Origin of the sequence: Castellaniella sp. (assembly GCF_047971665.1) — a bacterium.
In the GTDB taxonomy this organism is placed as follows: domain Bacteria; phylum Pseudomonadota; class Gammaproteobacteria; order Burkholderiales; family Burkholderiaceae_B; genus Castellaniella.
Genome location: NZ_JBKEAA010000015.1, coordinates 19,476 through 37,176 on the forward strand (window position 1 = coordinate 19,476; position 17,701 = coordinate 37,176).

Here is a 17,701-nt window from a genome sequence, read left to right on the forward strand (position 1 = left end):
TGCATGGGAGTCCGCGCCGGGCAAAGGAAGTTCTCGAATTTCAACCCAGGGCGTACTTGGCGAACCCAAACAGTGAGCCAAGCAGGCCTGACGGGACCAAAACTGGCTGCGTGGCCGGGGATTCATGCCCTGGGCTTCGTTGTTAAGTTGGAACAGGAAAAATCATGATCCAAATGCAGACCACGCTGGACGTGGCCGACAATACGGGTGCACGCGCCGTGATGTGCATCAAGGTGTTGGGCGGCTCCAAGCGCCGTTATGCCGCCATTGGCGACATCATCAAGGTGTCCGTCAAGGAAGCGGCCCCCCGCGGCCGCGTCAAAAAGGGCGAAATCTACAACGCCGTGGTGGTGCGTACCGCCAAGGGCGTCCGCCGCAAGGACGGCTCGCTGATCCGCTTCGGCGGCAATGCCGCCGTGTTGCTCAACGCCAAGCTCGAGCCCATCGGCACGCGCATCTTCGGACCGGTCACGCGCGAACTGCGCACCGAAAAGTTCATGAAGATCGTGTCCCTGGCGCCCGAAGTGCTGTAAGGAGCAGATCATGCAAAACATTCGCAAAGGCGACGAAGTCATCGTGCTGGCCGGTCGCGACCGCAGCCGCCGCGGCACCGTGGTGGCCCGTGTCGACGACGAGCACGTGCTGGTCGAAGGCATCAACGTCGTGAAAAAGCACGCCCGTGGCAACCCCATGCAGGGGACCCAGGGCGGTATCGTCGACAAGACCCTGCCTGTCCACATCTCGAACGTGGCGATCTACAACCCCGAAACCGGCAAGGGCGACCGTGTCGGCGTCAAGGTCGTGGACGGCGCCAAGGTTCGCATTTTCCGCTCCAACGGCGCTGTCGTTGGCGCGAAGGTATAAGGGGCGCGCACAAAATGGCTCGTTTACAAGATTTCTACCGCTCCAAGGTCGCTGCCGACCTGCAGGCGAAATTCGGCTACAAGTCGGTCATGGAGGTGCCCCGCATCTCCAAGATCACCCTGAACATGGGTGTGTCCGAGGCGGTCGCTGACAAAAAGGTCATCGAGAACGCCGTGGGCGACATGACCAAGATCGCCGGCCAGAAGCCCGTGATCACCAAGACCCGCAAGGCCATCGCCGGTTTCAAGATCCGCGAGGACTACCCGATCGGCTGCATGGTCACGTTGCGCGGCCAGCGCATGTACGAATTCCTGGACCGCCTGATCTCGGTCGCGCTGCCTCGCGTGCGTGACTTCCGTGGCGTATCGGGTCGTGCGTTCGACGGCCGTGGCAACTACAACATCGGTGTGAAAGAACAGATCATCTTCCCGGAAATCGAGTACGACAAGATCGATGCCGTGCGCGGGATGAACATCAGCATCACCACCACCGCAAAGACCGACGAGGAAGCCAAGGCGCTGTTGAGCGCGTTCAGCTTCCCCTTCCGCAACTAAGGGGCTGACGTGGCAAAACTTTCCCTCATCAATCGCGACATCAAGCGCGCCAAGCTGGCCGAGAAGTTCGCCGCCAAGCGCGCCGCGCTGAAGGCGATCATCGCCGACCAGTCGAAAACCGACGAAGAACGCTATCAGGCTCGCCTGGCACTGCAACAGCTGCCGCGCAACGCCAACCCGACTCGCCAGCGCAAGCGCTGCCTGGTGACGGGCCGCCCCCGCGGCGTGTTCAGCAAGTTCGGACTGACGCGTCACAAACTGCGTGAAATGGCCATGCGCGGCGAAGTGCCCGGCATGACCAAGGCAAGCTGGTAGGAGAATCACACATGAGCATGAGCGATCCCATCGCCGATATGCTGACCCGTGTGCGCAATGCGCAAATGGTCAACAAGATGTCGGTTTCCATGCCCTCCTCCAAGCTGAAGGCGGCCATTGCCGCTGTGCTGAAGGACGAAGGCTACATCGAGGATTTCCGTATCGGCGGCGAACAAGCCAAGCCCGAGCTGGAAATCACCCTGAAATACTATGCCGGCCGTCCGGTGATCGAGCGCATCGACCGCGTCTCGCGTCCCGGCCTGCGCATCTACAAGAGCAGCACCACGATCCCTCAGGTCATGAACGGCCTGGGCGTGGCGATCGTGTCGACTCCCCGTGGCGTCATGACGGACCGCAAGGCCCGCGCCAACGGTGTCGGCGGCGAAGTGCTCTGCTACGTGGCATAAGGAGGTTTCAACGATGTCACGTATTGCAAAATACCCCGTCACGCTGCCGAAAGGCGTCGAAGCCACTGTCAGCGCCGGGCAGATCGTCGTCAAGGGCCCGCTGGGCACCCTGACCCAGTCCCTGGACGGCAACGTCCGGGTTTCCCAGGAAGATGGCCAGCTCACCTTTGCCGTCGCCAATGACTCCCGTCAGGCCAGCGCCATGTCGGGAACCGTGCGCGCCCTGGTGAACAACATGGTCACGGGCGTCAGCACCGGCTTCGAGCGCCGCCTGACTCTGGTCGGCGTGGGTTTCCGCGCCCAGGTCCAGGGCAAGGCGCTGAAGCTGCAGCTTGGCTACTCGCACGACATCCTGCACGACATCCCCGACGGGATCAAGATCGAGTGCCCCTCGCAGACCGAAGTCGTGGTCAAGGGCACCAACAAGCAGGTCGTCGGTCAGGTCGCCGCCGAAATCCGCGCCTATCGCGAACCCGAGCCCTACAAGGGCAAGGGCGTGCGCTATGCGGACGAACGCGTGATCCTGAAAGAGACCAAGAAGAAATAAGCGCGCAGGCAAGGACGAATCATGGACAAGAAAACTTCCCGTTTGCGTCGTGCCGCGGCCACCCGCCGCAAGATTCACGAACTGCGTGTGCATCGCCTGGCGGTGCATCGCACGAATCTGCACATCTACGCCAACATCATTTCGCCGGAAGGCGATCGTGTGCTCGTCAGCGTTTCGACGCTCGAGCCCGAAGTCCGCAAGGAACTCGCCAGCCAGCAGGTCAACGGAGGCAATGCCGCCGCCGCCAGCCTGGTCGGCAAGCGCGTGGCCGAGAAGGCCAAGGCTGCCGGCATCGAACTCGTCGCTTTCGACCGTTCGGGCTTCCGTTACCATGGCCGCGTCAAGGCGCTGGCCGAAGCCGCGCGTGAAGCCGGCTTGAAGTTCTAAGGGAATCACATGGCTAAAGCACAAGGCAAGCACGCCCCGGAGCAGGAACGCGACGATGGCATGCGTGAAAAAATGATCGCGGTCAACCGCGTCAGCAAGGTCGTCAAGGGCGGCCGCACGATGAGCTTCGCTGCGCTGACCGTGGTCGGCGACGGCGACGGCCGGATCGGCATGGGCAAGGGCAAGGCCCGCGAAGTGCCCGTCGCCGTCCAGAAGGCCATGGAACAGGCCCGTCGCGGCCTGCTCAAGGTGGCCCTGAAAAACGGCACGCTGCACCACACCGTGGTCGGCAAGCACGGCGCCTCGACGGTGCTGATCTCGCCCGCCGCCGAAGGGACCGGCGTGATCGCCGGCGGCCCGATGCGCGCGATCTTCGAAGTGATGGGCGTGCGCAACGTCGTGGCCAAGAGCCTCGGTTCGAGCAACCCGTACAACATGGTCCGAGCGACCCTCAACGGCCTGCGCGCCTGCTCTACGCCTGCTGAAATCGCGGCCAAGCGCGGCAAGACCGTCGAGGAAATCCTGGGGTAAGACATGGCACAGAAGCAAATCAAAGTCACGCTCGTGCGCTCCGTCATCGGCACGCACAAGTCCCACCGCGCCACGGTGCGCGGCCTGGGTCTGGGCAAGGTCAACAGCAGCCGGGTCCTGGTCGATACCCCCGAGGTGCGTGGGATGATCCGCAAGGTGGATTATCTGGTCACCGTCTCGGAAGCCTAAAGGAATTCAGATGTCTGTCACTCAACTGAACACGCTCGCTCCCGCCGAAGGCGCCAAGCGTCCCCGTCGTCGCGTCGGCCGGGGTATTGGTTCCGGCCTGGGCAAGACCGCCGGTCGCGGCCACAAGGGCCAGAAGTCCCGCGCGGGTGGTTTCCACAAAGTCGGTTTCGAAGGCGGCCAGATGCCGCTGCAACGCCGTCTGCCCAAGCGCGGTTTCACGCCGTTGGGCCGCCATCTGTTCGCCGAAATCCGTCTGTCGGATCTCCAGGCGCTGCCGGTCGAAGACATCGACCTGCAGGTCCTGAAGGCCGCCGGTCTGGTGGGCGAACTGGTCCGCACCGTCAAGGTCATCAAGACTGGCGAACTGTCCCGCAAGGTCACGCTGCGCGGCATCAATGCGACGGCCGGCGCTCGCGCCGCGATCGAAGCGGCCGGCGGTTCGCTGGCGTAAGGGGCGGCAGTGGCCAAAGCTCAGGCAAATAAGCCCAGTGCGGGATACGGCGATCTCAAGCGCCGTGTCCTGTTTCTCGTGCTCGCCCTGATCGTTTACCGGCTGGGAACCCATATTCCCGTGCCCGGCATCAATCCGGATGCGCTGGCCGACCTGTTCCAGCAGAACCAGGGCGGTATCCTGGGGCTGTTCAACATGTTCTCGGGCGGCGCGCTGCAGCGTTTCTCCGTGCTCGCGCTGGGGATCATGCCGTACATCTCGGCAGCGATCATCATGCAGTTGCTGGCCGTCGTGGTGCCCTCCCTGGAGGCCATCAAGAAAGAAGGCCAGGCCGGACAGCGCAAGATCACCCAGTACACCCGCTACGGCACCGTATTCCTGGCGACGTTCCAGGCGGTCGGCATCGCGGTGGCGCTGGAATCGCAGCCTGGTCTGGTCATCGACCCCGGCCTGCTGTTCCGCTTCACCACGATCGTGACGCTGGTCACCGGCAGCATGTTCGTCATGTGGCTGGGCGAGCAGATCACCGAACGCGGTCTGGGCAATGGCATCTCGCTGCTGATCTTCGCCGGGATCGTCGCTGGTCTGCCCGGCGCGCTGGGCGGCATGCTGGATCTGGTGCGCACGGACTCCATGTCCATCCTGTCGGCGCTGTTCATTCTGGCGCTGGTGGTGGCGGTGACCTATTTCGTGGTCTTCGTCGAGCGCGGCCAGCGTCGCATCACGGTGAACTACGCCAAGCGCCAGGTGGGCAACAAGCTCTACGGCGGCCAGTCTTCGCACCTGCCGCTCAAGCTGAACATGTCCGGCGTGATTCCGCCGATCTTCGCCTCCTCGATCATCCTGCTGCCTGCGACGGTCACCAGCTGGTTCTCCAGCAACCCGAACATGCGCTGGCTGGGCGATCTGGCGGCGGCCCTGTCGCCGCGTCAGCCGCTGTACGTGACGCTGTATTCCGCCCTGATCATTTTCTTCTGCTTCTTCTACACGGCGTTGGTGTTCAACAGCCGCGAGACAGCGGACAACCTGAAAAAGAGCAGCGCCTTCGTGCCCGGGATCCGTCCCGGCGAGCAGACGGCCCGCTACATCGACAAGATCCTCATGCGGCTGACGCTGGCAGGCGCGATCTACGTCACCCTGGTTTGCCTGCTGCCCGAGTTGATGCAGATGCGCTGGAACGTGCCCTTCTATTTCGGCGGCACGTCCCTGCTGATCATCGTCGTCGTCGCCATGGATTTCATGGCGCAGGCCCAGGCGTACATGATGTCTCAACAGTATGACTCGCTGCTTCGGAAGGCGAACTTCAAGGGTGGCGCGGGTCTGCCCATGCGCTGAACAACATGTCCAAGGACGACGTCATTCAGATGCAAGGGGAGGTCATCGAAAACCTCCCCAACGCAACGTTCCGCGTCAAGCTGGAAAATGGCCACATGGTGTTGGGCCATATTTCGGGCAAGATGCGTATGCATTACATCCGGATCCTTCCGGGCGACAAGGTCACAGTGGAGCTCACGCCCTATGATCTGTCGCGCGCCAGGATAGTTTTCCGCTCCAAATAGGCGGCCGGTCAAAAACCAGGAGATCACCATGAAGGTAATGGCATCGGTAAAGCGGATCTGCCGCAACTGCAAAATCATCAAACGTCACGGCGTGGTGCGCGTCATCTGCACCGACCCGCGTCACAAGCAACGCCAAGGCTAAGGCCGGGCATAACGGATTTCACGAGGAACAGTCATGGCCCGTATTGCTGGCATCAATATTCCGCCGCACCAACACGCCGAGATCGGTCTGACGGCCATCTTCGGTATCGGCCGCACCCGCGCCCGCAAGATTTGCGAAGCGACCGGCATTGAATACTCGAAGAAGATCAAGGATCTGACCGACGAGGAACTGGAAAAGATCCGCGAACAGATCAACGGCTACATGATCGAAGGCGACCTGCGCCGCGAAGTGCAGCTGTCGATCAAGCGCCTGATCGATCTGGGCACGTATCGTGGCATGCGTCACAAGCGTGGCCTGCCCGTGCGCGGCCAGCGCACCCGCACCAACGCACGCACCCGCAAGGGCCCGCGTCGCGCCGCAGCGTCCCTGAAGAAATAACCTGAGGAAAGAACATGGCGAAAGCTCAGAGCGGCGCCTCTCGCGTCCGCAAGAAAATCAAGAAGAACGTTTCGGACGGTATCGCTCACGTCCACGCGTCCTTCAACAACACCATCATCACCATCACCGACCGTCAGGGCAATGCCCTGTCGTGGGCCACGTCCGGCGGCGCCGGGTTCAAGGGTTCGCGCAAGTCGACGCCGTTCGCCGCTCAGGTGGCTGCCGAATCCGCCGGGCGCGTGGCCCAGGAATACGGCATCAAGACGCTGGAAGTCCGCATCAAGGGCCCCGGCCCCGGCCGCGAATCCTCCGTGCGTGCCCTGAATGCCCTGGGGATCAAGATCTCCAGCATCTCGGACATCACGCCGGTGCCGCACAACGGCTGCCGTCCGCCCAAGCGTCGTCGTATCTAAGGGGAACATCTTGGCTCGTTACACTGGACCCAAATGCAAGCTTTCGCGTCGCGAAGGCACCGATCTGTTCCTGAAGAGCGCCCGCCGCTCGCTGGACTCCAAGTGCAAGCTCGAATCCAAGCCCGGCCAGCATGGCCGCATCTCGGGTTCGCGCACGTCGGATTTCGGCCTGCAGCTGCGTGAAAAGCAAAAGCTCAAGCGCATGTACGGCGTGCTCGAAAAGCAATTCCACAAGTACTTCGTCGAAGCCGATCGCCGTCGCGGCAACACCGGCGAGACGCTGATCCAGCTGCTGGAATCGCGCCTGGACAACGTCGTCTACCGCATGGGCTTCGGCTCCACGCGCGCCGAAGCGCGTCAGCTGGTGAACCACCGCGCCATCGAGCTGAACGGCCATACCGCCGACATCGCCTCGATGCTTGTCAAGGCCGGTGATGTGATTACCGTGCGCGAAAAGGCAAAGAACCAGATCCGCATCAAGGAATCCCTGGAGCTGGCCACCGGCAACGGTCTGCCCCAATGGGTCGAGGTCGACGCCGCCAAGCTGTCGGGCGTGTTCAAGCAGGCTCCGGACCGCCAGGATGTCGCTCACGACGTCAACGAATCCATGATCGTGGAACTGTATTCCCGCTGATCCCCCACGGTGGGCGGCATGCGCCGCCTGTCGCCCTCCGGGACGGCGGTTGCCGGAACCGGCCAGCGGGTCGGCATTTCCGGCGGTTTTCCGGGAAGGGGCGCATGTCCCTTCCTTCTTGTTTTCCGTCAGCCTTATCGGTGTAACGAGCCGAGGGTATTGAAAAGGAATCTCCATGTCTGCACAAGGTTTTCTCAAGCCCCGCACCATTTCCGTCGAAGCTCTGGGCACGCATCACGCCAAGGTCGTGATGGAGCCTTTCGAGCGCGGCTATGGCCACACATTGGGCAATGCGCTGCGCCGCATCCTGCTGTCCTCCATGGCGGGCTTTGCGCCCACCGAAGTCCAGATCAGCGGAGTCGTGCACGAATACTCCACGATCACCGGCGTGCGTGAGGACGTGGTCGACATTCTCCTGAACCTCAAGGGTGTGGTGTTCAAGCTCCACAACCGTGACGAAGTCACGCTGCAACTGAACAAGCAGGGCCCCGGCGAAGTCCGTGCCCGCGACATCGAACTGCCGCATGACGTCGAGATCATCAATCCGGATCACGTGATCGCCACCCTGACGGACAATGGCCGCCTGGAAATGCAGGTCAAGGTCGAGCAGGGCCGCGGTTACGTGCCGGGCAACGTGCGCGCCCTGATCGATGATCGTTCGGCCACCATCGGCCAGATCGTGCTGGACGCTTCCTTCAGCCCTGTGCGCCGCGTCAGCTACGCCGTGGAAAATGCGCGTGTCGAACAGCGCACCGACCTGGACAAGCTGGTGCTGGACGTGCAGACCAACGGGGTCATCAGCCCCGAGGAAGCCGTGCGTCAGTCGGCCCGTATCCTGATGGATCAGATCTCCGTGTTCGTGTCGCTGGCCGACAAGGACTCCGGCCAACTGACCACCAGCCTGCCGGTGGGCGGCCAGTCGGCGCCGATCGATCCGGTGCTGCTGCGCCCGGTCGACGATCTGGAACTGACGGTGCGTTCGGCCAACTGCCTCAAGGCCGAAAACATCTACTACATCGGTGATCTGATCCAGCGCACCGAGAACGAGCTGCTCAAGACCCCGAACCTGGGCCGCAAGTCGCTCAACGAGATCAAGGAGGTCCTGGCCGCACGTGGCCTGACCCTGGGCATGAAACTCGAAAACTGGCCGCCCGTCGGCCTCGAGCGCCCCTGATCGCAGTACCGGCGCGCGCCTGGCCGCTTCGGCGGCCATGCGCGGGCCGACATCCCGTCCCGGCCGCTTCGGCGGCCTGGATCAACCCTACCCGGGCCGCGACTCGTTCGATAGAAGATCCGGGTTATCTAGATTCAAAAGGAAACCGAAATGCGCCATCGTCACGGCCTTCGCAAACTGAACCGCACCAGCAGCCACCGTCTGGCCATGTTCCGCAACATGGCGGTGTCCCTGCTGACCCATGAAGCCATCAAGACCACCTTGCCCAAAGCCAAGGAACTGCGTCGCGTGGTCGAGCCCCTGATCACTCTGGGCAAGAATCCCACACTGGCCAACCGCCGCCTGGCTTTTGCCCGCCTGCGTGATCGCGACGCTGTCACCAAGCTGTTCAACGACATCGGCCCGCGCTTCGCCTCCCGCAACGGCGGCTACACCCGCGTGCTGAAGATGGGCTTCCGTCAGGGCGACAACGCCCCCATGGCCTACATGGAACTGGTCGACCGTCCGGAAGCCGAGGCCCCGGCCGGCGAATAAGCCAGCGCATGCCGCCTGGCGGGTGGCACAGCAACGAAGCGGGTCCTTGCGGACCCGCTTTGCATTGGGACATGGGTACAATGAACCGTACCCATCGCGCTCAGAAACCATGAAAGATCCGATCCCTGGCGGCGCCGACTCGCCGGTCGTGCGCCAGGCCGGCGCGCCGACCGACACCGTGGTCGTGCTCAGCACCGCGCCCGACATGCTCCTGGCCAAGCGGATCGCACACATGCTGGTCGAGGAATCCCTGGTGGCCTGCGCCCAGGTCGGGCCGCCTCTGGTGTCCATGTTTTTGTGGCAAGGGGAACTCGAAGGCGCCGACGAGGTCCAACTGACCTTCAAGACCACGGCCGATGCCTTGCCGTTGCTGCACATGCGGTTGTGCGAATTGCATCCCTACGAAATTCCCGAGTTCGTGGTGCTGGGGGTGCCTGCGGGCAGCCGGGCCTACCTGGACTGGGTGGCCCAGGCCACCCGGGGCGCGCCACGGCGACGCCCTGGCGCATCCCCCCGAGGCCTCTGAGGTCGCATTCAAGGAAGTCATTCATGCTGTCGAAGCTGGACCCTCGTTCGTGGTTGAAGCCGGGCCTGTTTTCCTCCATGCGCATGCCTCGCTCGTGGCGTCGCATGGTCGCTGTCCTGGGTGCCGCGCTGTTGACGTTGTTGGCGCTGGCTGCGCCGGCCGCGGTCCGGGCCGAGGGGGATTTTCTGGATCCCAAGGACGCCTTTGTCGAATCGGTGGCCATGACCGATCCGCTGACCCTGGACATGCATTGGCAGATCGCGTCCGGGTATTACATGTACCAGGAGCGCTTCGAGGTGCGGATCGAGGATGCCCGGGGCCGGTTGCTGTTGTTCCGGCGCTCCGAGCTCACCCCGCCCGAGATCGAAACCCGCGCGCCTGTCTGGGCCGATGCGTTGCGGCTGCCGCGCGGACAGATCAAATACGACCCCACGTTCGAAAAGGACATGGAGGTCTTTCATGACAGCGTGACGCTGCGGGCGGCCCTGAAGGCCGGCGCGCAGGGGCCGTTGCAGGTGACCGTGACCGGGCAGGGTTGCGCCGACAAAGGCCTGTGTTACCCGCCCATGACGCAAACGCTCGTCTTGCAGGCGCAGGGCGAGGGCTACCGGGCCGTCGGCGATCAGGTGCGCGACCGGGTGCTCCCGCCGCGCGACGAGGTGCCCATCCCGGCGGCGGCAAGCCAGATCTCGAGTGACCCGGCCGCCGGGGCGCAGGCTTCTGGCGCGCAGACCGCAGGCGGTGTGGCCGGTTTTCTGACCGCCCGGAATGGCGGCGCGACTGCTGCGCCGGGCGCGGCATCGGCTTCTTCGATCGCGCCCGCTCCGTCAGTGTCTCCGACCGGCGTGCCGGTGGGGCAGGACAGCGCATCCTGGCTGAATCTCGACGATATCGGCATGGCCGCCTGGCTGAACCAGGCGCCGCTGTGGCAGATTCTGGCGCTCAGCCTGGCGCTGGGCGCGCTGCTGTCCCTGACCCCCTGCGTACTGCCCATGGTGCCCATCCTGCTGGCCGTGATCTCCGGGGGCGGTGCCGTCAGCCGGGCGCGCGGCCTGGGGCTGGCGGCGATCTATGTGCTGGGCATGTCCCTGGTGTATACCGTCCTGGGCGTGGCGGCCGGACTCCTGGGCGCGGGCCTGTCCGCCTGGTTGCAGTCTCCCTGGGTGCTGGGCACGTTCGCTGTGCTGCTGGCGCTGCTCGCCCTGGCGATGCTGGATGTCTTTACCCTGCAGATTCCGGTGGACGTGCAGTCGGCCATGCAGGCGCGCCTGCAGCGCCTGCCGGGCGGTCGCGCCGGCGGGGTGTTCGTGATGGGACTGTTGTCCGCCCTGATCGTCGGGCCGTGCGTGGCCGCGCCGCTGGCCGGGGTGCTGCTGTTCATCTCGCAGACCGGCGATGTGGTGGTGGGCGGCGCCGCGCTGTTTGCCCTGGCCTGGGGCGAGGGCCTGCTGTTGCTGGCCGTGGGCGCCGGCGCGGGCGTGCTGCTGCCGTGCGCCGGGGCATGGATGACACCGCTCAAGGCCGGATTCGGCCTGCTGCTGTTGGCGACCGCCTGGTGGATGGCGCGGCCGCTGCTGGCGGGCGGACTGTATGTCACCGGATGGTCCCTGCTGGCGCTGTGGGCCGCGCTGCTGACCTGGTCGGCCGCCGCCCAGGGCGGGGGTGAGGCCGGGCCGCTGCGGCTGCTGACACGTGCCCTGGCGCTGATGCTGGCGCTGTGGGGCCTGGCGCAAGGTGCCGGGCTGCTGGCGGGTGGCCACGACATGTTGCGCCCGTTGGCGCCGTTTACCGTCGGCGCGGTCGGCGCGGTCGGGGCGGGTGGTGCGGTGGCCGTCACGGATCCTGCCACCATCCGGGCCCGTTTTACCCGGGTGCAATCCGGTGCGGACCTGGATGCGCGACTGGCGGTCGCCGATCGGCCCGTGATGCTGGATTTCTATGCCGACTGGTGCGTATCGTGCCTGGAGATGGAGAAATTCACCTTCAGTGACCCGGCCGTATCCGAGCGCATGGGCCGCATGCTGCTGCTGCAGGCGGACGTGACCCGCATGACGGACGAGGATCGCGCCTTGCTGGCCCGGTTCGACCTGTTCGGGCCGCCGGGCATCCTGTTCTTTGATGCGCGCGGGCAGGCCATTGCCGATGCCCGGGTGGTGGGGTTCATGAAGGCCGAGCCCTTTCGCCGGATTCAGGACCGGGTGCTGGCGGGCGGCCCGCAGCCCTAGGGCGCCGGGCGCCTGTCAGGGCTCGTCGGCGGATTCGTCCGCGTGACTGACCTCGCGGGCCGCGTCCGCCTCGTCCTCGGGGGCCGGGCGGCGTTTTTCCAGGGCGGCGCCGGCCAGAATGCCGATTTCGTACAGCAGGCACAGCGGCGCGGCCAGCAGCACCTGGCTGAGGACGTCGGGCGGCGTCACGATGGCCGCGAGGACGAAGGCGCCGACGATCACATAGCCGCGGATCTCGCGCAGTTTTTTGACCGTGACGATGCCCGTCTTGACCAGCAGGATGACCGCGATCGGGACCTCGAAAGTCACGCCGAATGCGATGAACATGGTCAGCACGAAATTGACGTAGGCCTCGATGTCGGGCGCCGGCGTGATCGACTGCGGCGCGAAATGGGCGATGAAGTTGAAGACCGTGTGAAAGACCACGAAATAGCAGAACGCCATCCCCAGCAGGAACAGCAGGGTGCTGGAGACGATCAGGGGCAGCGCCAGGCGCTGTTCGTGGCGATACAGGCCGGGGGCGACGAAGGCCCAGGCCTGGTACAGGACCACCGGCAGGGCCAGCACGAAGGACGCCAGCAGGGTGACCTTGACCGGCACCATGAAAGGCGTGATCACCCCGGTGGCGATCATGCGCGTGCCCTGGGGCAGGGTCGCCAGCATGGGCTGGGCCAGGACGTCGTAGATCATCGACGGGCCCGGATAGATGAACAGCACCACGAAAATCCCCAGCACGGCCACCACGGCCCGCAGCAGGCGCGTGCGCAGTTCGATCAGGTGAGAGATGAACGTGTCCTGGGTCGAGTCGTCGGAAGCGTCTGTCATGCCGTGCTTCAGTGGCTGGAATCGGTGGAAACCGGCGCGGGCCGTGCGGCGGGCGCGGGTTCGGGGGCGGGTGACTTGATCGTGGGCGTGTCGGCGGCCGGTGTGTCCGGCGCTGCCTGACGCGGCGCGGCGCTGCCCTGGGCCGTGGCTCCGGATGCGAAAGCCTCGGGGGCCGAGGCCGGATCGGCGGCCGGGCCATCCGAGGCGGCGGGCAGCGGGTCCAGCGTCTGGCGTGCCTGGTCGAGGGTGTCCTTCAACGTCTGGGCCGGCTCCGTGACGGCGGATTTCAGCTCGTCCACTGACGAGGTCATGGAGGACTGCACCGAACGGGCGGCGTCTTCCATCTGGTGCTTGATGTCACCGATTTCCTTCAGGTCCATTTCCTTCTGGATATCGGATTTGACCTCGTTGACATAACGCTGCGCGCGGCCGAGCAGATGCCCGACCGTGCGGGCAACCTTGGGCAGACGTTCGGGACCGATGACGATCAGCGCGATCACGCCGATCAGCATCAGCTCGCTGAAGCTGACATCAAACATGATGGATCCGGTAGGCGGAGGTCGGGATCAGACGTCGGTCTTCTCTCGGGCCTGGACGTCCACGGTGTCGGGATCCTGGGTCTTCTGGGTGACGGCCGGCTTGGCGGCAGCGGTGTCATCCTGCGCGTCTTTCATGCCTTTTTTGAAGCCCTTGACGGCGCCGCCGAGGTCTTCACCGATGTTGCGCAGTTTTTTTGTGCCGAAGATCAGGGCCACGATGACCAGAACGATCAACCAGTGCCAGATGCTGAAACTACCCATAAGAACTCCTTAGGCGGCGGGTGCCGCGCGGTTTGACCAGGGGCGCTCGCCCCCCATGATGTGGAAATGCAGATGATCGATTTCCTGGCCGCCCTCGGCGCCGGTGTTGGCCACCAGGCGGAAGCCCCCGGCCGGCATGGGATTGCAGCCGTTGGCAAAGGCGAGCGCAGGCGCCAGACGCAGCATGCGGGCCAGCCAGTCGCCATCGGCCGCGCCGATGTCGGCCAGGGACGCCACATGATGTTTCGGGATCAACAGCAGATGCACGGGCGCCGCCGGATTGATGTCGTGGAATGCGAGAAATTCGTCGTCTTCGTGGACAATGCGGGCAGGGATTTCGTGCCGGGCGATTTTACAGAACAGACAATCGTGGCTCATGGGGGATTTACAAGGCAGGGCCGGAGATCGGCCCGATCAATCACGTATGTTGCCACATTTTGAAAGGGTCGGGTTTGATCCGGGCGGGAAGGACGGTGCGTTTGCGGGTATGTCCTGACATTCAGTCCCGGGGACGGGCCGCCTTTTCCTCCAGCCCGGACAATCCCTCGCGGCGGGCCAGCTCGGCCAGCACATCCTCGGGACGCAGGTCGAAGTGTGTCAGAGCGACCAGGCAATGAAACCACAGATCGGCCGTTTCGGCGACGATGCGCTCGCGCGCGCCGTCCTTGGCGGCCATGACCAGTTCGGTGGCCTCCTCGCCGATCTTTTTCAGGAAGGCGTCCGGCCCGCGCGACAGCAGCTTGGCGGTGTAGGACGTCTGCGGGTCGCCGCCCCGGTCGGGCCGGCGCGTGGCCAGGGTGTCGGCCAGTCTGGCCAGGGTATCGGCGGTGGAGGAGGTCGTCATGGGGCGGAATCTGAAGGCTGGCCGTAGATGGATGCGGGGTCTTTCAGTACCGGGTCCTGGGCGGTCCAGGCCGGCAGGGCGCCGCTCAGGTCCAGGCCGCGGAAAAAGCAGCGTTCGCGCCCGGTGTGGCAGGCGATGCCGCCGACCTGGGTGATTTTCAGCAGCAGGACGTCGCCGTCGCAGTCCAGGCGGATGTCGTGAACCTGCTGGACGTGACCGGATTCCTCGCCCTTTCGCCACAGACGGGCCCGCGATCGCGAGTAGTACACGGCGCGGCCGGTGCGCACGGTCTCGCGCACGGCCTCGGCGTTCATCCAGGCCATCATCAGCACGGTGCCGCTGTCGGCGTCCTGGGCGATGGCGGGAATCAGGCCCTGATCGTCGAATCGCAAGGCGGCCAGCCAGTCGTCCGGCGTGGGGGGCGTGGATGGATCGGGTGTCGTCATGCCGGTGCCGGGGTCGGGAGGGAAGGCCGCACCGGAATGCCCTGCGCGGCCAGATAGTCCTTGGCCTCGGCCAGCGTGTGCTGGCCGAAATGGAAGATGCTGGCGGCCAGCACGGCGCTGGCGTGGCCCAGCGTGACGCCATCGGCCAGGTGCTGCAGGGTGCCGACGCCGCCCGAGGCGATCACCGGCACCGGCACGGCATCCGACACCGCGCGCGTCAGTTCCAGGTCGAAGCCGGATTTGGTGCCGTCGCGGTCCATGCTGGTCAGCAGCAGTTCGCCGGCGCCCAGGTCGGCCATGCGGCGCGCCCATTGCACGGCGTCCTGCCCGGTGGCGTGGCGTCCGCCGTGGGTGAAGATCTCCCAGCGCGGGGCCTCGTGGTCGGCCGAGACGCGGCGCGCGTCGAGCGCCACGACGATGCATTGCGAGCCGTGATGGCGGGCCGCCTCGGCCACCAGTTCCGGACGGGCAACCGCCGCGCTGTTGATCGAGACCTTGTCGGCGCCGGCATCCAGCAGGCGCTGGACGTCGGCGACCTGGCGCACGCCGCCGCCGACCGTCAGGGGGATGAAGACCTGGCGCGCCACCGATTCGATGATGGGCAGGATCAGGTCGCGGTCGTCGGACGTGGCCGTGATGTCCAGGAAGGTGATTTCGTCGGCGCCCTGCTCGTCGTAGCGGCGGGCGATCTCCACCGGATCGCCGGCATCGGTCAGATTGACGAAATTCACGCCCTTGACCACCCGGCCGGCATTGACGTCCAGGCAGGGGATGATGCGGCGGCACAGGGACGACAGGCCCTGATCGGGCAGGGATCCGGTTCCGGTCATGCGTCGGCGTCCTGGCCGTCTTCGCCCCTGTTTTCGGCGGGAGAGGCGGTCAGCGAGTCGGCGAGCTGCTGGGCGGCGGTGAAATCCAGCGTGCCCTCGTACAGGCTGCGGCCCAGAATGGCGCCGTCCACGCCCTCGTGAGCCACATCGCACAGCGCGCGGATGTCATCCAGCGAGGCGACGCCGCCCGAGGCGATGACGGGGATGCGGACGTGCTGGGCCAGCCGTACGGTGGCCTCGATGTTGACGCCCGAGAGCATGCCGTCGCGGCCGATGTCGGTATAGATGATGGATTCGCAGCCGTAGTCCTCGAATTTGCGGGCCAGGTCCAGCACATCGTGGCGGGTCAGCTTGGACCAGCCATCGGTGGCGACCTTGCCGTCGCGGGCATCCAGGCCGACGATGATGTGTCCGGGGAAGGCTGAACAGGCATCGCTGAGAAAGCCGGGGTCCCTGACGGCGGCAGTGCCGATGATGACGTAGGAGATGCCGCTGTCCAGGTAGTATTCGACCGTGTCCAGATCGCGGATGCCGCCGCCGATCTGGACGGGCATGGTGTCGTCGACGGCATCCACGATGGCCTGGATGGCTGCGTGATTGCGGGGCTTGCCGGCCACGGCGCCGTTCAGATCCACCAGATGCAGGCGGCGCGCGCCCTGGGCGGCCCATTGAGCGGCCATGGCGGCGGGGTCTTCGGAAAACACGGTGGCCTTGTCCAGGTCACCCTGGCGCAGGCGCACACAATGCCCGTCTTTGAGGTCGATGGCGGGGATGAGCAGCATGGTCGTTGTGTCGGTACGGAAAGGATGCGGCGCCGGGAGCCGGATGGTGTCAGGGCTGCCAGCGAGTGAAGTTGCGGTACATCCGCAGCCCCGGGGCTGCGCTCTTCTCTGGATGAAACTGTACGGCAAAAATATTGCCGGCCGCAATCGCGCAGCAGAACGGCAGGCCGTGGCGGCTCACGCCGGACGTCAGCGCGGGGTCGGCGGGCTCGGCGTAATAGCTGTGAACGAAATAGAACGGCGTGTCCTGGGCGATGCCGTCCCACAGGGGATGGGCGCGGGTCTGCGTGACCGGGTTCCAGCCCATGTGGGGGACTTTGAGCCGCGCGCCGTCGTCGGTCGCGCGGTCGAACGCCGGCCCCTGGAACCGGCGCACGCGGCCGGCGAACAGCCCCAGGCCGGGAGTGTCGCCCTCGTCGCTGCCTTCGAACAGCATCTGTTCGCCCACGCATACGCCCAGCAGCGGTTTTTCGCGCGCGGCCCGCAGCACGGCCTCGCGCAGTCCGGAGGTGTCCAGCGTGCGCATGCAGTCGGGCATGGCGCCCTGACCCGGGAACACGATGCGGTCGGCGGCGCTGATCTCGTCGGCGCGGCGGGCGATGCGGATGTCATGGTCGGGGGCGGCGGCCTGCAGGGCGCGGGCAACGGAATGAAAGTTGCCCATGCCGTAGTCGACGATGGCGATGCGGGTCACGATGTGGAAATCCTGAAGTGATCCATGGGGTCAGAGCGATCCCTTGGTCGAGGGGATGGCTCCCCCGGCGCGCGGATCGATTTCGGTGGCCATGCGCAGCGCCCGGCCGAAGGCCTTGAAGATGGTCTCGCACTGATGATGGGCATTGTCCCCGCGCAGGTTGTCGATGTGCACGGTCGCCTGCGCGTGGTTGACGAAGCCCTGGAAGAATTCGCGGGCCAGGTCGACGTCGAAGCCGCCGATGCGCGCCCGGGTGTAGGCCACGTGATAGAACAGGCCGGGGCGTCCCGACAGATCCACCACTGCGCGCGAGAGGGATTCGTCCAGCGGCACGTAGGCGTGGCCGTAGCGGCGCAGGCCGGCCTTGTCGCCTGCGGCGGCGGCGAATGCCTGCCCCAGGGTGATGCCGACGTCTTCCACGCTGTGATGGTCGTCGATATGGGTGTCGCCGTCGCAATGGACGTCCAGATCGAACAGGCCGTGGCGGGCGATCTGGTCCAGCATGTGGTCCAGGAAGGGCACGCCGGTGTTCAGGCTGCGGGTTCCGGTGCCATCCAGGTTCAGGCTGACGCGGATGCGGGTTTCCTGGGTATTGCGTTCGATGGTGGCGGTGCGCATGGGCGGTGAGC

30 protein-coding genes are annotated in these 17,701 nt (G+C 65.3%); 20 read left to right on the plus strand and 10 right to left on the minus strand.

Features of this window, described 5'->3' with window-relative positions:
- Nucleotides 1–164 precede the first annotated feature (164 nt).
- The 20 genes from rplN (at nt 165) to dsbD (ending at nt 11,851) form a co-directional block, all read left to right on the plus strand.
- Nucleotides 165–533, plus strand: a complete 369-nt coding sequence (gene rplN, locus ACK5JE_RS05440) for a 50S ribosomal protein L14 (protein WP_416800684.1) — start codon at nt 165–167, stop codon at nt 531–533.
- 10 nt (nt 534–543) lie between these two features.
- Nucleotides 544–864: a 50S ribosomal protein L24 gene (gene rplX / locus ACK5JE_RS05445; protein ID WP_416800685.1), complete on the plus strand. Its 321-nt coding sequence runs from the start codon at nt 544–546 to the stop codon at nt 862–864.
- A 14-nt stretch (nt 865–878) separates the two neighbouring features.
- A complete protein-coding gene (gene rplE, locus ACK5JE_RS05450; RefSeq protein WP_416800686.1) occupies nt 879–1,418 on the plus strand; it encodes a 50S ribosomal protein L5 in 540 nt (179 codons plus the stop codon).
- 9 nt (nt 1,419–1,427) lie between these two features.
- Complete coding sequence (rpsN, locus tag ACK5JE_RS05455; protein WP_416800687.1) at nt 1,428–1,733, plus strand: 30S ribosomal protein S14; 306 nt, start codon at nt 1,428–1,430, stop codon at nt 1,731–1,733.
- 11 nt (nt 1,734–1,744) lie between these two features.
- On the plus strand, nt 1,745–2,140 hold the full coding sequence (gene rpsH, locus ACK5JE_RS05460) for a 30S ribosomal protein S8 (protein WP_416800688.1): 396 nt from the start codon (nt 1,745–1,747) through the stop codon (nt 2,138–2,140).
- A 13-nt stretch (nt 2,141–2,153) separates the two neighbouring features.
- Complete coding sequence (rplF, locus tag ACK5JE_RS05465; protein ID WP_416800689.1) at nt 2,154–2,687, plus strand: 50S ribosomal protein L6; 534 nt, start codon at nt 2,154–2,156, stop codon at nt 2,685–2,687.
- 21 nt (nt 2,688–2,708) lie between these two features.
- A complete protein-coding gene (gene rplR, locus ACK5JE_RS05470; RefSeq protein ID WP_416800690.1) occupies nt 2,709–3,074 on the plus strand; it encodes a 50S ribosomal protein L18 in 366 nt (121 codons plus the stop codon).
- A 9-nt stretch (nt 3,075–3,083) separates the two neighbouring features.
- Nucleotides 3,084–3,605: a 30S ribosomal protein S5 gene (gene rpsE, locus ACK5JE_RS05475; RefSeq protein WP_325125219.1), complete on the plus strand. Its 522-nt coding sequence runs from the start codon at nt 3,084–3,086 to the stop codon at nt 3,603–3,605.
- 3 nt (nt 3,606–3,608) lie between these two features.
- Entirely contained in the window at nt 3,609–3,794 is a 186-nt protein-coding gene (gene rpmD, locus ACK5JE_RS05480; protein ID WP_043678932.1) for a 50S ribosomal protein L30, read from the plus strand.
- A 10-nt stretch (nt 3,795–3,804) separates the two neighbouring features.
- Nucleotides 3,805–4,245 (plus strand): 50S ribosomal protein L15, encoded by a 441-nt coding sequence (rplO, locus tag ACK5JE_RS05485; RefSeq protein WP_416800691.1) that lies wholly within the window; start codon nt 3,805–3,807, stop codon nt 4,243–4,245.
- A gap of 9 nt (nt 4,246–4,254) precedes the next feature.
- Complete coding sequence (secY, locus tag ACK5JE_RS05490) at nt 4,255–5,580, plus strand: preprotein translocase subunit SecY (RefSeq protein WP_416800692.1); 1,326 nt, start codon at nt 4,255–4,257, stop codon at nt 5,578–5,580.
- A gap of 5 nt (nt 5,581–5,585) precedes the next feature.
- On the plus strand, nt 5,586–5,804 hold the full coding sequence (gene infA / locus ACK5JE_RS05495) for a translation initiation factor IF-1 (protein ID WP_043678924.1): 219 nt from the start codon (nt 5,586–5,588) through the stop codon (nt 5,802–5,804).
- A 28-nt stretch (nt 5,805–5,832) separates the two neighbouring features.
- A complete protein-coding gene (rpmJ, locus tag ACK5JE_RS05500) occupies nt 5,833–5,946 on the plus strand; it encodes a 50S ribosomal protein L36 (RefSeq protein ID WP_003805360.1) in 114 nt (37 codons plus the stop codon).
- Between the two features lie 33 nt (nt 5,947–5,979).
- Entirely contained in the window at nt 5,980–6,345 is a 366-nt protein-coding gene (rpsM, locus tag ACK5JE_RS05505; protein WP_416800693.1) for a 30S ribosomal protein S13, read from the plus strand.
- Between the two features lie 14 nt (nt 6,346–6,359).
- Nucleotides 6,360–6,758, plus strand: coding sequence for a 30S ribosomal protein S11 (gene rpsK, locus ACK5JE_RS05510; protein WP_416800694.1), 399 nt, complete (start codon nt 6,360–6,362; stop codon nt 6,756–6,758).
- A gap of 10 nt (nt 6,759–6,768) precedes the next feature.
- Nucleotides 6,769–7,392, plus strand: coding sequence for a 30S ribosomal protein S4 (gene rpsD / locus ACK5JE_RS05515; protein ID WP_416800695.1), 624 nt, complete (start codon nt 6,769–6,771; stop codon nt 7,390–7,392).
- A 175-nt stretch (nt 7,393–7,567) separates the two neighbouring features.
- Complete coding sequence (locus ACK5JE_RS05520; RefSeq protein ID WP_416800696.1) at nt 7,568–8,566, plus strand: DNA-directed RNA polymerase subunit alpha; 999 nt, start codon at nt 7,568–7,570, stop codon at nt 8,564–8,566.
- A gap of 150 nt (nt 8,567–8,716) precedes the next feature.
- The gene (gene rplQ, locus ACK5JE_RS05525) at nt 8,717–9,100 is read left to right on the plus strand and encodes a 50S ribosomal protein L17 (RefSeq protein ID WP_416800697.1); all 384 of its coding nucleotides are present in this window, start codon (nt 8,717–8,719) and stop codon (nt 9,098–9,100) included.
- A 109-nt stretch (nt 9,101–9,209) separates the two neighbouring features.
- Nucleotides 9,210–9,626 (plus strand): divalent-cation tolerance protein CutA, encoded by a 417-nt coding sequence (cutA, locus tag ACK5JE_RS05530; RefSeq protein ID WP_416800698.1) that lies wholly within the window; start codon nt 9,210–9,212, stop codon nt 9,624–9,626.
- Between the two features lie 23 nt (nt 9,627–9,649).
- Nucleotides 9,650–11,851, plus strand: a complete 2,202-nt coding sequence (gene dsbD, locus ACK5JE_RS05535; RefSeq protein WP_416800699.1) for a protein-disulfide reductase DsbD — start codon at nt 9,650–9,652, stop codon at nt 11,849–11,851.
- Nucleotides 11,852–11,866: 15 nt separating this feature from the next.
- Here the strand turns inward: dsbD and tatC are convergent, their stop codons facing one another.
- The 10 genes from tatC to hisB all read right to left on the minus strand — a co-directional run bounded on the left by tatC (nt 11,867) and on the right by hisB (nt 17,690).
- Complete coding sequence (tatC, locus tag ACK5JE_RS05540; RefSeq protein WP_416800700.1) at nt 11,867–12,676, minus strand: twin-arginine translocase subunit TatC; 810 nt, start codon at nt 12,674–12,676, stop codon at nt 11,867–11,869.
- A gap of 8 nt (nt 12,677–12,684) precedes the next feature.
- Nucleotides 12,685–13,215, minus strand: coding sequence for a Sec-independent protein translocase protein TatB (gene tatB / locus ACK5JE_RS05545; RefSeq protein ID WP_416800701.1), 531 nt, complete (start codon nt 13,213–13,215; stop codon nt 12,685–12,687).
- A gap of 27 nt (nt 13,216–13,242) precedes the next feature.
- The gene (tatA, locus tag ACK5JE_RS05550) at nt 13,243–13,476 is read right to left on the minus strand and encodes a Sec-independent protein translocase subunit TatA (RefSeq protein ID WP_416800702.1); all 234 of its coding nucleotides are present in this window, start codon (nt 13,474–13,476) and stop codon (nt 13,243–13,245) included.
- A 9-nt stretch (nt 13,477–13,485) separates the two neighbouring features.
- Nucleotides 13,486–13,854, minus strand: coding sequence for a histidine triad nucleotide-binding protein (locus ACK5JE_RS05555; protein ID WP_416800703.1), 369 nt, complete (start codon nt 13,852–13,854; stop codon nt 13,486–13,488).
- A 121-nt stretch (nt 13,855–13,975) separates the two neighbouring features.
- Entirely contained in the window at nt 13,976–14,320 is a 345-nt protein-coding gene (locus ACK5JE_RS05560) for a phosphoribosyl-ATP diphosphatase (RefSeq protein ID WP_416800704.1), read from the minus strand.
- Nucleotides 14,317–14,766 (minus strand): phosphoribosyl-AMP cyclohydrolase, encoded by a 450-nt coding sequence (gene hisI / locus ACK5JE_RS05565; RefSeq protein ID WP_416800705.1) that lies wholly within the window; start codon nt 14,764–14,766, stop codon nt 14,317–14,319. The genes ACK5JE_RS05560 and hisI overlap by 4 nt, the downstream gene beginning before the upstream one ends.
- The gene (gene hisF, locus ACK5JE_RS05570) at nt 14,763–15,596 is read right to left on the minus strand and encodes an imidazole glycerol phosphate synthase subunit HisF (protein ID WP_416800706.1); all 834 of its coding nucleotides are present in this window, start codon (nt 15,594–15,596) and stop codon (nt 14,763–14,765) included. The genes hisI and hisF overlap by 4 nt, the downstream gene beginning before the upstream one ends.
- Nucleotides 15,593–16,378 carry a 1-(5-phosphoribosyl)-5-[(5-phosphoribosylamino)methylideneamino]imidazole-4-carboxamide isomerase gene (hisA, locus tag ACK5JE_RS05575; RefSeq protein WP_416800707.1) on the minus strand — a complete coding sequence of 262 codons (786 nt, stop codon included), beginning with the start codon at nt 16,376–16,378 and terminating at the stop codon, nt 15,593–15,595. The genes hisF and hisA overlap by 4 nt, the downstream gene beginning before the upstream one ends.
- 49 nt (nt 16,379–16,427) lie before the next feature.
- Nucleotides 16,428–17,072, minus strand: a complete 645-nt coding sequence (gene hisH, locus ACK5JE_RS05580; RefSeq protein WP_416800708.1) for an imidazole glycerol phosphate synthase subunit HisH — start codon at nt 17,070–17,072, stop codon at nt 16,428–16,430.
- A 30-nt stretch (nt 17,073–17,102) separates the two neighbouring features.
- Nucleotides 17,103–17,690, minus strand: a complete 588-nt coding sequence (gene hisB, locus ACK5JE_RS05585) for an imidazoleglycerol-phosphate dehydratase HisB (RefSeq protein WP_416800709.1) — start codon at nt 17,688–17,690, stop codon at nt 17,103–17,105.
- Nucleotides 17,691–17,701: the final 11 nt, after the last annotated feature.

What these genes read in the sequence shown, in the direction of transcription:
- rplN (WP_416800684.1), top strand. Translation starts at nt 165, where the DNA reads ATGATCCAAATGCAGACCACGCTGGACGTGGCCGACAATACGGGTGCA.
- rplX (WP_416800685.1), top strand. Translation starts at nt 544, where the DNA reads ATGCAAAACATTCGCAAAGGCGACGAAGTCATCGTGCTGGCCGGTCGC.
- rplE (WP_416800686.1), top strand. Translation starts at nt 879, where the DNA reads ATGGCTCGTTTACAAGATTTCTACCGCTCCAAGGTCGCTGCCGACCTG.
- rpsH (WP_416800688.1), top strand. Translation starts at nt 1,745, where the DNA reads ATGAGCATGAGCGATCCCATCGCCGATATGCTGACCCGTGTGCGCAAT.
- rplF (WP_416800689.1), top strand. Translation starts at nt 2,154, where the DNA reads ATGTCACGTATTGCAAAATACCCCGTCACGCTGCCGAAAGGCGTCGAA.
- rplR (WP_416800690.1), top strand. Translation starts at nt 2,709, where the DNA reads ATGGACAAGAAAACTTCCCGTTTGCGTCGTGCCGCGGCCACCCGCCGC.
- rpsE (WP_325125219.1), top strand. Translation starts at nt 3,084, where the DNA reads ATGGCTAAAGCACAAGGCAAGCACGCCCCGGAGCAGGAACGCGACGAT.
- rpmD (WP_043678932.1), top strand. Translation starts at nt 3,609, where the DNA reads ATGGCACAGAAGCAAATCAAAGTCACGCTCGTGCGCTCCGTCATCGGC.
- rplO (WP_416800691.1), top strand. Translation starts at nt 3,805, where the DNA reads ATGTCTGTCACTCAACTGAACACGCTCGCTCCCGCCGAAGGCGCCAAG.
- infA (WP_043678924.1), top strand. Translation starts at nt 5,586, where the DNA reads ATGTCCAAGGACGACGTCATTCAGATGCAAGGGGAGGTCATCGAAAAC.
- rpmJ (WP_003805360.1), top strand. Translation starts at nt 5,833, where the DNA reads ATGAAGGTAATGGCATCGGTAAAGCGGATCTGCCGCAACTGCAAAATC.
- rpsM (WP_416800693.1), top strand. Translation starts at nt 5,980, where the DNA reads ATGGCCCGTATTGCTGGCATCAATATTCCGCCGCACCAACACGCCGAG.
- rpsK (WP_416800694.1), top strand. Translation starts at nt 6,360, where the DNA reads ATGGCGAAAGCTCAGAGCGGCGCCTCTCGCGTCCGCAAGAAAATCAAG.
- ACK5JE_RS05520 (WP_416800696.1), top strand. Translation starts at nt 7,568, where the DNA reads ATGTCTGCACAAGGTTTTCTCAAGCCCCGCACCATTTCCGTCGAAGCT.
- rplQ (WP_416800697.1), top strand. Translation starts at nt 8,717, where the DNA reads ATGCGCCATCGTCACGGCCTTCGCAAACTGAACCGCACCAGCAGCCAC.
- cutA (WP_416800698.1), top strand. Translation starts at nt 9,210, where the DNA reads ATGAAAGATCCGATCCCTGGCGGCGCCGACTCGCCGGTCGTGCGCCAG.
- dsbD (WP_416800699.1), top strand. Translation starts at nt 9,650, where the DNA reads ATGCTGTCGAAGCTGGACCCTCGTTCGTGGTTGAAGCCGGGCCTGTTT.
- tatC (WP_416800700.1), bottom strand. Translation starts at nt 12,676, where the DNA reads ATGACAGACGCTTCCGACGACTCGACCCAGGACACGTTCATCTCTCAC.
- tatB (WP_416800701.1), bottom strand. Translation starts at nt 13,215, where the DNA reads ATGTTTGATGTCAGCTTCAGCGAGCTGATGCTGATCGGCGTGATCGCG.
- tatA (WP_416800702.1), bottom strand. Translation starts at nt 13,476, where the DNA reads ATGGGTAGTTTCAGCATCTGGCACTGGTTGATCGTTCTGGTCATCGTG.
- ACK5JE_RS05555 (WP_416800703.1), bottom strand. Translation starts at nt 13,854, where the DNA reads ATGAGCCACGATTGTCTGTTCTGTAAAATCGCCCGGCACGAAATCCCT.
- ACK5JE_RS05560 (WP_416800704.1), bottom strand. Translation starts at nt 14,320, where the DNA reads ATGACGACCTCCTCCACCGCCGATACCCTGGCCAGACTGGCCGACACC.
- hisI (WP_416800705.1), bottom strand. Translation starts at nt 14,766, where the DNA reads ATGACGACACCCGATCCATCCACGCCCCCCACGCCGGACGACTGGCTG.
- hisF (WP_416800706.1), bottom strand. Translation starts at nt 15,596, where the DNA reads ATGACCGGAACCGGATCCCTGCCCGATCAGGGCCTGTCGTCCCTGTGC.
- hisA (WP_416800707.1), bottom strand. Translation starts at nt 16,378, where the DNA reads ATGCTGCTCATCCCCGCCATCGACCTCAAAGACGGGCATTGTGTGCGC.
- hisB (WP_416800709.1), bottom strand. Translation starts at nt 17,690, where the DNA reads ATGCGCACCGCCACCATCGAACGCAATACCCAGGAAACCCGCATCCGC.